Here is a 14,296-nt window from a genome sequence, read left to right on the forward strand (position 1 = left end):
TGCTATGCGTTGGTGCGATGCGTGCCTGGATAATGGATACCAAACAAGAAGGAGGGGCCACGATGTTGCGTTTGACCTTGCTGGTTGTCGGCGTTCTGGGGGCGAGTTTGTACAACCTGGCATGGGCCGGTGAAAACCTGCGTACGTTTTCATCCGAGTTGTTGGCTTTTGAAAGCCGGCAGGTGTTGCTGCCGGAGCCGCCCGTCAAATACTCGGATCCTGCGAACGGCACGAGTTTGCGCAAACTGCTGGATCCTGCCCGGGCATCAGGCATTGTCGACGAGTACTTCGATGGACTGGCAAAAAACGCCGCCGAGCCCGAAGTCCCCAAACTGATACAGCCCCTGCTGGCGCGCTACGAAAAAGCGTTTGCCGCCAATCCTCGAGCCTATGAAGAAGAGTATCTGGACGCGCTCAATTGGAGCGTGCTGGTGGTGGATCGCGGTGCCCGAAAAAGTGCCCAAACACTCTTACCCGCATCCGCGTCCGCTGCTTCAAGCGAGGAGCAGGAAGCAATCCAGAAGCTAGTCGAAAGCCTCAAGGGCTTGACGAACACCATGTTGGGACTTCTGGCCCAAAGCATTCGGGACAAAGTCACCAAGGGCATGTTCAGCCCTGCGGGGGCAAAACGCGCGCTGGAGATGGCCGACCGGCTTAACCCGCCAGTTAAAGGTGTTGCCATTGCTGCGCCTGACGCTCCGGCCCAGATGCGCACGCGCAGTGTCGCGAGCGGCGAAGAGGTTTATCGCGCGCAGTGCGTGGCCTGCCATGCCACCGGCGCCGCGGGCGCGCCGCGGCAGGGCGACGTCACCGCCTGGGCGCCGCGTATCCGTTCGGGCTTGGCGTCCATGCTTCAGTCCACTGTCAAGGGCAAGGGTGCCATGGGTGCCCAGGCGGGTGGCGACTTTCAGGAGCTTGAGCTAGCCAGGGCGGTAGCCTATCTGGCCAACACCGCAGGGGGTAAATTCGCGGAGCCGCCGCTGCCCGCCGGGCATCCCGGTACTGTCAGCTTCAAGCTGACTCCGCCAAGAACCGCCATTCCCCGACCCCCAGCGGTTCCCTATTACGCGATGAATGCGAGCCAGAAAATGGGGCTGGGTGAGCGCACCTACCAGGCCAACTGCGCCGCCTGCCATCAGGCCAATGGCCGTGGAGCCGGGCCCATTCCAGACCTGGGCAATGCCTCCACGCTCGCCAAAAACGACAGCGCCATCGGAATCATGCTGAATGGCTCAAAAACCGGCGGCATGCCCAGCTGGACCATGCTGCCCAACGAAGAAATCGCCGAGGTCATTAACTACGTGCGTTTCAAATTCACCAGCCATCTGGTTGAATTCGTGACGCCTGAAGAGGTTCAAGCCCGTCGCAGGTAGAAGGGTGATCAGCATTCAACGAGAGAAGGTACGCTTGAAGCTGATGAGCGAATGGCTTTACGGTAGCCCGAGGGCCTTGTACACCCGAAGCGCTCCGTAGGCGTCATTGGCCGCGTAGACGATTTGCGCTTCCGTGAGTCGTTCATTGGCCCAGTTGGAGGTCGCCGCTTTTTTGGATTTGAGGAAGCGCTTGTTGAACACCACGGCCACGGCGCCGCGCACGCCCATGTCCTTGCGGTAGCCGCGCTCCCGGAACACCACGTTCAGGTCCAGCACGCCCTGCAGGTCCACGCCCAGCTTGCGGATGATGCGGCGCTGGTCGTCGCCCAGGCCGAAGCCGGCTTTGATGACGGCGGGTGAACTGAGCACCAGGCCGACGGCGCGGCGGCATTCCGCGTCTTCGAGCTGAAAGATCCAGGCCTTGTCCAGGGCCGAGAGCTGCACGATGTGCGGGCCTTCGGAGGCTTCGTTTTTGGCGAAGGTGGGTTTGGATTCGGTATCAAAGCCCAGCACGGTGGCGCCCGTGAGATCCTTGAGCGCCTGGGCTGCCCGCTCGGGCGTGGAGACCACCTCGATCTGGTCCAGGCCCAGCCGCTCGAAGGGCCCCAGCAGGGCAATGGCTTCCTTGTCGGGGGTGGGATAGCGCTCGGTCATAGGGTTCCATGCAAAAGGGAAGTGGGCTACGGGAAAAGGGAAGGTGCAAAAAAACCGCGGTGGCGGGCTCCAGAGCTTACAGTCCAAGGTAGCGCATTACACCGGACAGCCCGCACCACCCACATCATGGCAGCAGCCCAAAGCATCACCACCGAGCACTACAAGCTCTTTCCGTCGCCGCGCAACCGGCACCGCACGATTTTCCTGCACCAGGTATTTGTGCCGCATTCTTTCATGCTCATCGACCTGGAAAGCTATCGGTTCAAGGGCAAGTACAGCCTGTTCGGCGCCTGCCGGCTGGCCGACATGCGCATGGGCCAGCTGGTCACGCTGGAATTGCCCGAGGACGAGGCCACCTTCAACGCGAAATTCGTGCCGGACTGAACCACATCGGGTCCTAGCGAATGCCGCCGACGCCGCGCAGCATTTCATGTACGTCGTGCGTCATCATGGCCAGGAAGACGGCCAGCGCCAGGTAATAAAAGCCGTATTCAAAGCGCGTGGCAGCGCTGACCGCGTAATAGGTCTTGGCCTCCTCGCTGTCCGACTTGTAGCGTATCGCCTTGAGCAGTTGCGGCGAGGCCAGCAGCGCCATCAGGATCAGCATGGGACTGGGCCGCCAGAAGAACAGCGCCACCAGCACCGGCACCCCCAGGAACCAGATACGCGGCGACAGCACCGCGGTAATGCGCCCGCCGTCAAACGGCGACAGTGGAATCAGGTTGAAGAGGTTCAGGAAGAAACCGGAATAAGCGATCGCCAGCAGCAGATTGCTGTCCTGGTCGCGCGCGAGGAAGTAGCACGCCAGCGCTCCCACGGTGCCCAGCAGCGGGCCACCCAGGCCGACGTAGGCCTCGGTTTCCGCGTCATGCGGCATGTCCTTGAGCTCCACCCAGGCGCCCACAAAAGGGATGAAGGTGGGCGCACCCACATTCAGGCCGCGCTGGCGGGCGGCGATGTAGTGGCCCATCTCATGCACGAACAGCAGCAGCACAAAGCCCACCGCATAGCGCCAGCCGAACAGCCATGCGTAGGCGAAGACCGAGACCAGCATGCTGCCGCCCGTCAGCAACAGCTTGCCGAACTTGGCGCCGGTAAAAAGCAGCAGCAGGAGCTTGGTCATGCCGGGCTGCCGCTATCAGGCTTTGGGTGGCGCGGGCGGCGCCCCGCCGCCCAGCGCGGCGGGCACGGTGTCTTGTTCGGCCCGGCTGGGCATGGACACCGGCACGGGCTCAGCAGCCGGCTTGCGCTTGAAATACTTCAGGAACACCGTGCCGAACCCGGCCACGGCCAGGAAGATCACCTTCGCGAACTTGGCGAAAAACAGCGCCGCCACCGCGAAAAAGCCCAGCTTTTTTGCGGCCACGCCCAGTACCAGCGCGGCCAGGCCGTACTCGGCGACCTTGTCGGTCTTGGAGTTGAAGTCGGCGTAGCGCTTGCCCTCGTCATATTGCAGCGCCGCCAGCAACTCCGCCGCGGCGGGCTTGTCCTTGGGCAGGTCGTTCAGCGCCGTGACCAGGTTCATGCTGAAGTAGCCTTCGCGGCCCAGCGCATAGGTGTTGTAGTTCACGCCCTGCGCGGCACCGGAAGGCGCGCCGCGGTCCTTGCTGGACATGGCCCAGACCAGGCGGTGGGTGGCGGCGCTGTAAGCCGGCTTTTCAGCCCAGCCCACGATTTCCAGTTCGGGGAAGCCCATCTTCTTGCGCTCGGCGTTCGAGGCCTCGGTCCCTTCGCGGTAGCTCTTGAGCAGATCGTCCGCGTTCCAGTCCTTGGCGTCGTCGTCTTTCACGTAACCGGCAGCCTCATAGCGCACCGTCATGAACCAGGAATCGCCGGTGGCCGGGAACACCAGGCCTTGCAGGCGGGTGTCGGTGCCCGGATTGCCCATGGCATTGAGCAGCTTGCCCGCCTGGGGCTGCGGCACGAAGATGCGGCCGGCGGGCAGCTTGAGCACGGCCTGGCTCGCCAGGGCGATGTCTTGCGGCCCTTCCTTGGCGGCGGCGCGGCCTTCGGCCCAGATTTTCTCCGACTCCTCTTTCGACAAGGTCTGCGCCATGGCGGCGGCGCACGACAGCAAGACAGCCAGCGCGCAAACGCGCGTCCACAAACGGTTCATCAAGTCCTCCCTGTTGGAATAAATTTCCGGGTATTCTGACACGGCCCCGGGGGGAGCCGCCCGCCTGCTTGATGTAGATCAACAGCGTCGCCGGCGGCCGTCCCTATAGTCAAACTGACGGCCCGGTTCAGGTGGGTGCGTCCCGGCAGCTGCCGGGGCGGCCATCCGGCAGGTGCGGCCGCTAACCAGGGGCAGATCCATGACCACTCATCACGCCACCCTCCACGGCGGGCAATCGTCGGCATCGCCGGCCGCTGCGGGGCCCACCGACCTGGCCTTGCCGCTGGCCGGGTTCTCACAATGCCACTTCAGCATTGCCTCGCAGTTGCAGGCCTTCGCGGAGTTGCCGGGCCTGCTGGCGGCCCAGGCGCAGGCCCACACCATCGCCACCCGCACCTTGAGCCTTTTCAAATATGCCGTGGCCGGGCACCATGCCGACGAGGAGGGCGAACTGTTTCCTGCCGTGTTGCGCAATGCCGTCAAGGGGGAGGAAGCGATCCGGGTCCAGACCCTGGTGATGCGCCTGACCGCAGACCACCGCCGCATCGATGCGCTCTGGAAAGCACTGGAGCCCGCGGTGAGGGCGGTGGCCAATAACCGGCCCGCCGAACTGGACCTGGTGGCCGTCGAAGCCTTGGTGCAGGCTTACCTCGCCCATGCGCGCTATGAGGAAGAGTTCTTCCTTCCGCTGGCCGAAGAAATCCTGGGGCGCAACGAAAAACGTATGGCGGCCCTGGGCCTGTCGCTCCACCTCAGGCATGCGCCCATGGTGTGATCCAACCGGCGCAAGGCCCTGGGCGCCCGGCTGGTTTGGGTGTTCTCAGCCCTGCAGCTGCCGCGCCAGCAGCACCGCCACGTGGATCGCCTCGCGCTGCGCGCCGTCCTTGATCTGGTGGCGGCAACTGGTGCCGTCGGCCACCACGATCGCGTCGGGCTGTTTGCGCACCGCGGGCAACAGACTCAGCTCGGCCATCTGCATGGACACCTCGTAATGCCCGGCTTCATAGCCGAAGCTGCCGGCCATGCCGCAGCAACTGGATTCGATCAGCTCGGGCCTGGCGCCCGGAATCAGCTTGAGCACGTCCAGGATGGGGCTCACCGCGCCGAAGGCTTTCTGGTGGCAGTGGCCGTGCAACAGAATGGGCTGGGCTGAAGGCTTGAGCCGGCCCTTGAGCATCTCGAGCTTGCCGTCGGCCGCCTCGCGCGCCAAAAACTCTTCCAGCAGCAGTGCATGGCGGCTGATGGCCTGCGCCGCCTCGCCCAGGCCCATCACCAGCATCTCGTCGCGCAGCGTCAGCAGGCAGGAAGGCTCCAGGCCGACGATGGCGATGCCCCGTTCGGCGAAGGGCAGCAGGGCGCCTACCACCTCGCGTGCCTTGGCTTTGGCTCTGTCCACCATGCCGCCGGCCAGGTAGGTGCGGCCGCAGCACAGGCTTTTGCCGTCGGGTGTGGTCTTCGCGGCCACATGCACCGTGTAGCCGGCGGCCTGCAGCACCGTGAGCGCGGCCAGCGCGTTTTCGGATTCGAAATAGCCGTTGAAGGTGTCCACGAACAGCACCACGGGCCGCGTGGCGGCCAGCACTTCTTCGCGGCTGGCGGTGTGGATGCGGCCGTGCGGCGCCGCGCCGGGCTCGCCCGAGGCGCCGAGCTGCTTCCAGAAGGTATTGCCGCTCCACTGCGGCAGGGTGCGGCGCGCCGAGAGGCCCAGCAGCTTTTCGCTCAACTCGGCCATGCCCGGAATCTTGTCGCGCAGGTTGAGCAGCGGCGCGAAGCGGCTGGCCCAGTGCGCGTAGTCGGGCAGGTGGGCAACCAGCCGGTCTTTCAGCGTGTAGCCGTGCTTTGCCTTGTAGTGGTGCAAAAACTCCACCTTCATCTTGGCCATGTCCACGCCGGTGGGGCAGTCGCGCTTGCAGCCCTTGCAGCCCACGCACAAATCCATGGCCTCCTGCACGGCTTCGCTGGTGAAAGCGTCTTCCGCTTTCAAGCCGTCAAGCTGGCCCGACAGCGCCAGGCGCAGCGTGTTGGCGCGCCCGCGCGTCAGGTGTTTTTCGTCGCGTGTGGCGCGGTAGCTGGGGCACATGGTGCCGGCGTCGAACTTTCTGCAGTGGCCGTTGTTGTTGCACATCTCCACGGCCTTGGCAAAGCCTTGGGCCGGGTCGCCGCCCGTGCCCGGCTCGCTGGTCTGCTCGGTCACCGGGTCGTTCTGCACGTTCCAGGCGCTCCAGTCCAGTGCGGTCTTGATCGGGACGACCTTGTAGCTGGGCGGGAAACGCATCAGCCGCGCATCGTCCATCTTCGGCGGATTGATGATGCGATTCGGGCTCAGCAGGTTCAGCGGGTCAAGGTAGTTCTTGATCTGCGCAAAAGCGTCGTTGATCTTCGGTCCGAACTGCCACTCGATCCACTCGCCGCGGCACAGGCCGTCGCCATGCTCGCCGCTGTAGGCGCCCTTGTAGTGGCGCACCAGGGCCGAGGCCTCTTCGGCAATCGCGCGCATCTTGGCGCCGCCCTCGCGCCGCATGTCCAGGATGGGCCGCACGTGCAGCGTGCCGACCGAGGCGTGGGCATACCAGGTGCCCTTGCTGCCGTATTTGCGGAAGACCTGCGTCAGCGCGTCGGTGTATTCGGCCAGGTGCTCCAGCGGCACGGCGCAGTCCTCGATGAAACTGACCGGCTTGCCGTCGCCCTTGAGGCTCATCATGATGTTCAGGCCCGCCTTGCGCACCTCCCACAGGTTTTTCTGCGGTGCGTCCTCGATCATCTCGACCACCGAGCCGGGCAGGCCCAGGTCGCCCATCAGCTCGACCAGCTGGCGCATCTTGGGCACCAGTTCGGACTTGGACTTGCCCGAAAACTCCACCAGCAAGATCGCGTCGGGCCGGCCGATGAGGGCGGTGCGCACCGTAGGTGCGAAGGCCGGGTTCTGCAGCGAGAGCTCGATCATGGTGCGGTCCACCAGCTCGACCGCGCTCAGCGTGCCGTCGCCGCCCAGCTGCACGATGTGCTGGGCCGTGTCCATGGCTTTGTAGAAGGTCGGGAAGTTCACCACGCCCAGCACCTTGGTGCGCGGCAGCTCGGCCAGCCGCAGTGTCAGCGATTTCGTCAGCGCCAGCGTGCCTTCGCTGCCCACCAGAAGGTGAGCCAGGTTGACCGAGCCGTCCTGCGTGTAGGGCTTCTCGTTCTGGTTGTTGAAGATGTCCAGGTTGTAGCCGGCCACGCGGCGCAGCACCTTGGGCCAGTGCGCCTCGAGTTCGGGCCGCAACTGGTCGGACAGCGCCTTGACGTAATCGCCCAGCTCGCGCGCGGCGCCGCCCGCCTTGTCGTAGCGCCCCAGTTCCAGCAGGCTGCCATCGGACCGCAAGGCGGTCGCGCCCAGCACGTTGTGCACCATGTTGCCGTAGGCGATGCTGCGGCTGCCGCAGGAGTTGTTGCCCGCCATGCCGCCCAGCGTGGCCTGCGCGCTGGTCGACACGTCCACCGGGTACCACAGGCCGTGCTGCTTGAGCGAGGCGTTCAGGTGGTCCAGCACGATGCCGGGCTGGACTTCGGCCGTGCGTTCGCCCAGGTCCACGTCCAGGATATTTCGCAGGTGCTTGGCATGGTCTATCACCAGGCCCGCGCCCACGGTCTGCCCGCACTGGCTGGTGCCGCCGCCGCGCGGAATGATGGGCACTTGCAGGTCGCGGCAGATGTCCAGCGCGGTTTTCACATCGGCATCGGTGCGCGGCACGAACACCCCCACCGGCGTCACCTGGTAGATGGACGCGTCGGTGGCGTAGCGCCCGCGGTCCGCCGGCGAGAACAGCACCTCGCCCTGGGTTTCGGCAGCCAGCCGCGCGGCCAGCCGGCCGGCGACCTCATTGCTGACGCGGGCCACGTCGTCATAAGCCTGGGCCGCGGCCTCGCGGCTGATCTTGAGGGGAAGGGGGGCGTTCATCGCGGCGTTTCGCCTTTTTTCTGTGGGGGCTGTGGGGAGGGATGGGCGGTCCGGGCCGCTGGCCCGGCTACCGGCTCAGGCCTTGGCGCTTTCCGCCACGGCGGTACGCAGCTGCTGCACCACGACATCGCGCTTGTTGGCCAGGTGGTCCAGCAGCACGCGGCGCATGGCCGCCGCGTCGCGCGCCTCCAGGGCCTCAATCATCTGCTCGTGTTCTTTCACGGCCGCTTTCCACTTTTCCTCGTCCTGGTTGGAGCGAAAACGCAGTGCCTGCAGGCGCGCATTGACCTGCGCGTAGGTGCTGGCCAGCACCGGGTTCTTGGCCGCGGCGTTGATGGCGTTGTGGATCGCGGCGTTGAGCCGGTAGTAATTGGGCAGGTCGCGGCGCGTGTAGGCGGCCAGCATTTCGAAATGCATGGCCTTGATCTCGGCCAGTTCGGCCGCGGTGATGCGTTCGGCCGCCAGTTCGCCCGACTGTGCTTCCAGCCCGGCCATCACCTCGAAGGTGTTGAGCACGTCGGCTTCCGTCAGCTCCACCGCGATCGCGCCGCGATTGGGCAGCAGCTCCACCAGGCCTTCGGCGGCCAGCATCTTGATGGCCTCGCGCAGCGGCGTGCGCGAGACGTTGAGCACCTCGCTGAGCTCACGTTCATTGAGCTTGGCGCCGGGCAGGATGCGGTTTTCCACCAGCATCTGGCGCAGCCGGTGCGCGACCTGTTCGTGCAGTGCCGCACGCGGGATAGGGATGATTTCAGCAACCATGTGGAAATTTTGTATGCAAAAAATACCCCTGTCAAATCAATTTGTAGTCCTTTGATGGCTTGACAAATGAATTTTGTATGCAAAAAATAGAGACTTACTTCAGGAGCAGACCGCCATGTTGACGCTTGACTTTCACCCCACGGGACGTCATTTCTTGCAGATTCCCGGCCCCTCGCCGGTGCCGGACCGCATCCTGCGGGCCATGAGCCTGCCCACCATAGACCACCGGGGCCCTGAATTCGCCGCACTGGGGCTGAAAGTGCTGGCAGACATCAAGAAGATCTTCCAGACCAAACAGCCCGTCATCATCTACCCGGCCTCCGGCACCGGCGCCTGGGAAGCGGCCCTGTCCAACACCCTGAACCCCGGCGACCACGTGCTGATGTACGAAACCGGCCATTTCGCCGCGCTGTGGCAAAAGCTGGCCGCGCGCCTGGGCCTGAAGACCGAAGTCATCAGCTATCCCGGCGCCGACGTCTGGCGCCACGGCGTGCAGGCCGCGCTGATCGAGGAGCGCCTGAAGGCCGACACCCAGCACAGCATCAAGGCCGTCTGCGTGGTGCACAACGAAACCTCCACCGGCGTCACCAGCAACATCGCCGCCGTGCGCAAGGCCATGGACGCCGCCAGACACCCGGCGCTGCTGCTGGTCGACACAATTTCCGGCCTCGCCTCCGCCGACTACCGCCATGACGAGTGGGGCGTCGACGTCAGCATCAGCGGCTCACAAAAAGGCCTGATGCTGCCGCCCGGCATCAGCTTCAATGCCGTCTCCGCCAAGGCCGTCGAGGCCAGCAAGAAGGCCACGCTGCCCAAGGCCTTCTGGGCCTGGGACGAGATCATCGAGATGAACAAGACCGGCTACTGGCCGTCCACCCCCAACACCAACCTGCTGTACGCGCTCAGCGAAGCCTGCGACATGCTGCTCGAGCACGGCCTGGAAACGGTCTTCGCGCGGCACCAGCGCTGGGCCGTCGGCGTGCGCGCGGCGGTCAAGGCCTGGGGCCTGCAGATCCAGTGCGCCGACCCGTCCGTCTATTCGCCGGTGCTGACCGGCGTGATGACGCCTGAGGGCGTGGACGCCGACGCGGTGCGAAAGATCATTTACGAACGCTTTGACTGCTCGCTCGGCACCGGCCTCGGCAAGGTCAAGGGCAAGATGTTCCGCATCGGCCACCTCGGCGACTGCAACGACCTTACGCTGATGGCCGCGCTGAGCGGCTGTGAAATGGGCCTGAAACTTGCGGGTGTCAAACTCGCGGGTTCTGGCGTGCAAGCCGCCATGGAGCATTTTTCCAGCCATGCGGCCGTGGTGCCGCAGCGCAAGGCTGCTTGAGGCGGATCTGACAAACGCGTGAAAAGGACGCTTGTTTACAACGCCAATATTCACGTCACGTTAACCCGCCAAACTGTCACCGAGCTTTTTACATTACCGATCAGGAAGGGAAACCATGCAACGCAGAACCTTTATCAGCGCGACGGCGGCCACGGCCGCCATGGTGGCATCGCCCATGCTCAGGGCGCAAACCCTGCCGTCCGGGCCGGTCCGCATCGTTGTGGGGTTTCCGCCCGGCGGCGGCACCGACGCGCTGGCGCGTGTGGTCGGCCAGAAGCTCTCCACCATGTGGAACATTTCGGTGGTGATTGAAAACAAGGGCGGCGCCGCCGGTGTCATCGCGGCCGACTACGTGGCCAAGCAGCCCGGCGACGGCAACACCTTGCTCATGGCCCACATCAACAGCCACGCGCTGGCGCCGGCTCTCGGCATCAAGCTGGGCTACAACCCCGAGCGCGACTATGTGCCCATCAGCATGGTCGGCGTCACGCCCAATATGCTGATCTGCAACGCCGACCAGCCCGCCAAGACCGTCAAGGACCTGGTCGCGCTGTGCAAGGCCAAACCGGGGCAGATCAGCTTCGCCTCGGCCGGTGGCGGCTCGGCCCAGCACTTTGCGCTCGAGATGTTCAAGCTGCAGGCGAAGATCTTCGCGCTGCACATTCCTTACCGCGGCTCCGGCCCGGCCCTGGTCGACCTGATCGGCGGGCAGGTCAACTACTGCTTCGAGACCATGACCTCGGCCACGCCCCACGTCAAGAGCGGCAAGGCCATCGCGCTGGCGCAGACGCGCCTGAAGCGCGCCAAAGGCCATCCCAATGTGCCCACCATGGCCGAGTCGGGCTTTCCCGGCTTCGAGGCGACAGTGTGGTACGGCCTCATGGGCCCGTCCAAGATGCCGCCGGCCATGGTGCAGCGCATGAACGAAGACGTCAACAAGGTACTGGCCATGTCCGACGTGCAGGAAAAAATGGACCAGTACGGTGCCGAAGACGGCGGCGGCAGCACCGAGAAGTTTGCCTCCTTCATCAAGGCAGAGCAGAAGAAATGGGCGCAGGTGGCCGAGCAAGCCAAGGTCAAGGTTGACGCTTGATACTGCGTCCCTGGGATGGAACCGGCCTCGGGCCGGTTTTTTTATTAACAACAAACAAGTTTTTCAACAACAAGGGTAGGGATCGTTTCATGACAGTTGTGAATTTTTCAAGGGCCGGCCGTCTGCTGGCCGGGTTTTTCCTGTGCGCCGCCAGCGTGGGCGCCTCGGCCGACATCATCCTGGGCCACTCGGGCGACCTCTCCGGCACCAGCGCAGCGCTCACCACCGACTACGTGCGCGGCATGAACGCCTACTTTGACGACGTCAACAAAAAGGGCGGCATACGCGGCGAGAAGATCAAGCTCGTCAGCCTGGACGACGGCTTCAACCCTGACAAGACCGCCGACAACACCAAGGCGTTGATCGAGCAGAACGCGGTGGCCCTGGTGGGTTTTCGCGGCACCGCCAATATGCTGAAGATCGTGCCCATCGTGCAGGGCGCCGGCATTGCCCAGATCGGCAACACCAGCGGCGCCAAATCGCTGCGCGACCCTTTTGTGCCCAACCTCTTCCATGTGCGCGCCAGCACCACCGATGAGATCGAGGCCGCCGTCAACCACGCCTGGACCATAGGCATTAACAAGATCGCCGTCGCCTACCAGGACGACGCCTTCGGCAAGGAAGGCCTGGAGGCCCTCAATGCCGCCATGCAAAAGCGCAATGCCGCGCCCGCCGCCGTGGCACCCGTGCCGCGCGGCACGGTGGACGTGGCCAAGGCAGTGGACCTGATCGCCGCCGCCCAGCCGCAGGCCGTGATCCTGATCGCCCAGGCCAAACCGAATGCCGCTTTCATCAGGGCTTACAAGGCCAAGGGCGCGAGCGCGCAGTTCATGGTGCTCAGCGTGTCCTCCGGCCTGCATGCCGAACTCAAGGAGTCTGCCGCCGGCACCATCGCCTCCCAGGTCGTGCCTTACCCCTTCACCGAACTGGGCAACGCCGCCGTGAAGGAATACCAGGCCGTGATCTCGGGAACTGCCGACAAGAAGTTCAGCTACAACAGCATGGAGGGTTTCCTCAACGCCAAGCTGGTGGTGCGCGCGCTGCAGAAGACGCCGGCACCCGTCACGCGCGCCAAGCTCATCAGCACGCTGGAGTCTTTCACCAACGAAGACCTGGGCGGCTTCGCGGTGACCTACAGCAAGCAGAGCAACCTGGGTTCGCGATTCGTCAACTTGACGATGATTCGCGCCGACGGTACTTTCGCGCGTTAAGGCACAGCGGGCTCAAGCCGAAGGCGGCGGCGTCTTCGGTTCGTAATCGCACCAGGGCGCCACCGCGCATTGCCAGCACAGCGGCTTGCGCGCGACGCATACATAGCGCCCGTGCAGGATCAGCCAGTGGTGCGCGTCCACCAGGTAGTCGGTGGGCACGCGCTTGAGCAGGTTCATCTCGACTTCCAGTGGGTTTTTGCCCGGCGCCAGGCCGGTGCGGTTGCTCACGCGGAAGATGTGCGTGTCCACCGCCATCACCGCCTCGCCGAAGGCCGAGTTCAGCACCACATTGGCCGTCTTGCGGCCCACGCCCGGCAGGGCCTCCAGCGCCTCGCGCGTGCGCGGCACCTGGCCACCGTGCTGCTTCACCAATATCTCGCAGGTCGCCAACAGGTTTTTGGCCTTGGTGCGGTACAGGCCTATGGTGCGGATGTAAGACTCCAGCCCCTCAAGTCCCAGATCGAGGATGGCCTGCGGCGTATTCGCCACCGGGTAGAGCTTGCGTGTGGCCTTGTTCACGCCAACGTCGGTCGCCTGTGCGCTCAGCAGCACGGCGGCCAGCAGCTCGAACACGCTGGTGTATTCGAGCTCCGTCACCGGCATCGGGTTGGCGGCCTTGAGGGTGGCAAAGAACGGGGCGATGTCTTCTTTTTTCATGCACCGCAGTGTATCGGTGCAGGCCGGCCGGCGCCGCCGGGGCCGTCGGCCGCGGTCTCAGGCCGCCATGCGCGGCACGTCCCACACCGAGCTCGGCGGCTCGCCGGCGCGCTGGAGCTGCGCCTGCACCGCCTGCCAGATGGCATTGCAGTCGTCGGGCCTGGCGGTGCCGGCAGCCAGGTAGGCGATGTGCGCCGCCTGGGCCGCGGCCTGCATGCGCTCGTGGGTTTCAGCATTCGGCGCGATGCCCAGCAGGGCCGGCGTGGCCGGCAGGCCCTCGCAGGCCGCGGTCATGCGGCCCATCAGCGCGTCGTCGAATTTGGGCGTGCCGCTGAACAGCATCACAAAATGCGGCCAGTCCGGCAGGAAGGCGCGGCGCAGCCCGTGGGTCAGGCCGTTGCGCGCCACCGCGATCATGCGGCAGGGATGGCCGCTTTCCATGAATTCCACGTACTCGCTGCTGCCGTCCATGTCCTGTTCGCCCGCGAAGCGCCGCTTGGCCACGGTCCCGCCGGTGCGCTGCGCCAGCCAGCCGACCATGGCGAAGGCCTCATTGCCGCCGGCCGCGCAAATGCCGACCCGGTGGAAAGCTTCGGGGTCGGCCAGGCCTTGCGCCTGCGGCAACTGCATGGGCGCCGACAGGCGCCGCAGCACGGAGGAGGGCCCGTACTGCACGCCTTTTTCGAACTGCTCGCGCAGCGCCACCACGCGGCGGCCGAACTGCACGGCCGACTCGGTGGCCTGCGACATCACCATGGACCAGGGCGTGGGCAGGATGCGCCGGCCCCGGCTCAGGTGCAGGGTATGCGGCGAGTGGTGGCGCGGGTCCTCGGCCACGCGCTGCAGCAGGACCCGCAGCGCCGTCGACGGGCCTTCCACCCAATGGATGAACCAGCCGCTCTGGTACTGCAGGATCGCGTGGATACCGTCCACGGCGTTGTGGCGCAGCGAGTGCGCGCGGATGTCCTCCATCTGCGCGTAGATGCCTTCCTTCATGTGGCAGATGCTGGCCGTCACCACACGCTCGACTTCCGCTTGTCCAGGACTCGCCGCATAGGGCGCGATGCTGTTCACCATGAGGCCATCCTGCCCCATAAGCAAAATCCGCGTCAATCCCCGCCCCTAAAGGGTGCAGGTGAATAGTGGCAAAAATGCCG

General features: G+C 64.9%; 13 protein-coding genes. 6 read left to right on the plus strand and 7 right to left on the minus strand.

Features of this window, described 5'->3' with window-relative positions; translation table 11 throughout:
• Positions 1-62 precede the first annotated feature (62 nt).
• Positions 63-1,373, plus strand: a complete 1,311-nt coding sequence (locus AC1D1F_RS13115; RefSeq protein WP_477678249.1) for a c-type cytochrome — start codon at positions 63-65, stop codon at positions 1,371-1,373.
• Positions 1,374-1,430: 57 nt separating this feature from the next.
• On the opposite strand, the gene AC1D1F_RS13120 is transcribed toward AC1D1F_RS13115, so the two are convergent.
• Entirely contained in the window at positions 1,431-2,027 is a 597-nt protein-coding gene (locus AC1D1F_RS13120) for a 3'-5' exonuclease (RefSeq protein WP_477678248.1), read from the minus strand.
• Positions 2,028-2,153: 126 nt separating this feature from the next.
• Between AC1D1F_RS13120 and AC1D1F_RS13125 the strand changes: the two genes are divergently transcribed.
• Complete coding sequence (locus tag AC1D1F_RS13125) at positions 2,154-2,411, plus strand: hypothetical protein (RefSeq protein ID WP_477654060.1); 258 nt, start codon at positions 2,154-2,156, stop codon at positions 2,409-2,411.
• Between the two features lie 13 nt (positions 2,412-2,424).
• Here the strand turns inward: AC1D1F_RS13125 and AC1D1F_RS13130 are convergent, their stop codons facing one another.
• Positions 2,425-3,150: a site-2 protease family protein gene (locus tag AC1D1F_RS13130; protein ID WP_477678247.1), complete on the minus strand. Its 726-nt coding sequence runs from the start codon at positions 3,148-3,150 to the stop codon at positions 2,425-2,427.
• A gap of 15 nt (positions 3,151-3,165) precedes the next feature.
• Positions 3,166-4,143 carry a DUF2167 domain-containing protein gene (locus AC1D1F_RS13135; RefSeq protein WP_477696436.1) on the minus strand — a complete coding sequence of 326 codons (978 nt, stop codon included), beginning with the start codon at positions 4,141-4,143 and terminating at the stop codon, positions 3,166-3,168.
• 199 nt (positions 4,144-4,342) lie between these two features.
• Here AC1D1F_RS13135 and AC1D1F_RS13140 point away from each other — a divergent pair, with 199 nt between their 5' ends.
• Positions 4,343-4,918: a hemerythrin domain-containing protein gene (locus AC1D1F_RS13140; protein ID WP_477696435.1), complete on the plus strand. Its 576-nt coding sequence runs from the start codon at positions 4,343-4,345 to the stop codon at positions 4,916-4,918.
• A gap of 45 nt (positions 4,919-4,963) precedes the next feature.
• Here the strand turns inward: AC1D1F_RS13140 and AC1D1F_RS13145 are convergent, their stop codons facing one another.
• A complete protein-coding gene (locus tag AC1D1F_RS13145) occupies positions 4,964-8,080 on the minus strand; it encodes an FAD-binding and (Fe-S)-binding domain-containing protein (RefSeq protein WP_477696434.1) in 3,117 nt (1,038 codons plus the stop codon).
• 75 nt (positions 8,081-8,155) lie between these two features.
• Positions 8,156-8,842, minus strand: coding sequence for a GntR family transcriptional regulator (locus tag AC1D1F_RS13150; protein WP_477654057.1), 687 nt, complete (start codon positions 8,840-8,842; stop codon positions 8,156-8,158).
• A gap of 115 nt (positions 8,843-8,957) precedes the next feature.
• Here AC1D1F_RS13150 and AC1D1F_RS13155 point away from each other — a divergent pair, with 115 nt between their 5' ends.
• From AC1D1F_RS13155 to AC1D1F_RS13165, 3 genes are all read left to right on the plus strand, one after another.
• Positions 8,958-10,178 (plus strand): pyridoxal-phosphate-dependent aminotransferase family protein, encoded by a 1,221-nt coding sequence (locus AC1D1F_RS13155; protein WP_477676612.1) that lies wholly within the window; start codon positions 8,958-8,960, stop codon positions 10,176-10,178.
• A gap of 115 nt (positions 10,179-10,293) precedes the next feature.
• A complete protein-coding gene (locus AC1D1F_RS13160; protein WP_477676611.1) occupies positions 10,294-11,271 on the plus strand; it encodes a Bug family tripartite tricarboxylate transporter substrate binding protein in 978 nt (325 codons plus the stop codon).
• Positions 11,272-11,360: 89 nt separating this feature from the next.
• A complete protein-coding gene (locus tag AC1D1F_RS13165) occupies positions 11,361-12,482 on the plus strand; it encodes an ABC transporter substrate-binding protein (protein ID WP_477696432.1) in 1,122 nt (373 codons plus the stop codon).
• Positions 12,483-12,494: 12 nt separating this feature from the next.
• On the opposite strand, the gene nth is transcribed toward AC1D1F_RS13165, so the two are convergent.
• Complete coding sequence (gene nth / locus AC1D1F_RS13170; protein WP_477676609.1) at positions 12,495-13,139, minus strand: endonuclease III; 645 nt, start codon at positions 13,137-13,139, stop codon at positions 12,495-12,497.
• A 57-nt stretch (positions 13,140-13,196) separates the two neighbouring features.
• Positions 13,197-14,216 carry a BLUF domain-containing protein gene (locus AC1D1F_RS13175; RefSeq protein WP_477696431.1) on the minus strand — a complete coding sequence of 340 codons (1,020 nt, stop codon included), beginning with the start codon at positions 14,214-14,216 and terminating at the stop codon, positions 13,197-13,199.
• Positions 14,217-14,296: the final 80 nt, after the last annotated feature.

This window comes from Polaromonas sp. P1_H6, assembly GCF_056405195.1.

Excerpts from the sequence above, each read along its gene's own strand:
- AC1D1F_RS13145 (WP_477696434.1), bottom strand. The coding sequence starts at position 8,080 with ATGAACGCCCCCCTTCCCCTCAAGATCAGCCGCGAGGCCGCGGCCCAG.
- AC1D1F_RS13130 (WP_477678247.1), bottom strand. The coding sequence starts at position 3,150 with ATGACCAAGCTCCTGCTGCTGCTTTTTACCGGCGCCAAGTTCGGCAAG.
- AC1D1F_RS13125 (WP_477654060.1), top strand. The coding sequence starts at position 2,154 with ATGGCAGCAGCCCAAAGCATCACCACCGAGCACTACAAGCTCTTTCCG.
- AC1D1F_RS13175 (WP_477696431.1), bottom strand. The coding sequence starts at position 14,216 with ATGGTGAACAGCATCGCGCCCTATGCGGCGAGTCCTGGACAAGCGGAA.
- AC1D1F_RS13120 (WP_477678248.1), bottom strand. The coding sequence starts at position 2,027 with ATGACCGAGCGCTATCCCACCCCCGACAAGGAAGCCATTGCCCTGCTG.
- AC1D1F_RS13150 (WP_477654057.1), bottom strand. The coding sequence starts at position 8,842 with ATGGTTGCTGAAATCATCCCTATCCCGCGTGCGGCACTGCACGAACAG.
- AC1D1F_RS13160 (WP_477676611.1), top strand. The coding sequence starts at position 10,294 with ATGCAACGCAGAACCTTTATCAGCGCGACGGCGGCCACGGCCGCCATG.
- AC1D1F_RS13155 (WP_477676612.1), top strand. The coding sequence starts at position 8,958 with ATGTTGACGCTTGACTTTCACCCCACGGGACGTCATTTCTTGCAGATT.
- nth (WP_477676609.1), bottom strand. The coding sequence starts at position 13,139 with ATGAAAAAAGAAGACATCGCCCCGTTCTTTGCCACCCTCAAGGCCGCC.
- AC1D1F_RS13135 (WP_477696436.1), bottom strand. The coding sequence starts at position 4,143 with ATGAACCGTTTGTGGACGCGCGTTTGCGCGCTGGCTGTCTTGCTGTCG.
- AC1D1F_RS13115 (WP_477678249.1), top strand. The coding sequence starts at position 63 with ATGTTGCGTTTGACCTTGCTGGTTGTCGGCGTTCTGGGGGCGAGTTTG.
- AC1D1F_RS13140 (WP_477696435.1), top strand. The coding sequence starts at position 4,343 with ATGACCACTCATCACGCCACCCTCCACGGCGGGCAATCGTCGGCATCG.
- AC1D1F_RS13165 (WP_477696432.1), top strand. The coding sequence starts at position 11,361 with ATGACAGTTGTGAATTTTTCAAGGGCCGGCCGTCTGCTGGCCGGGTTT.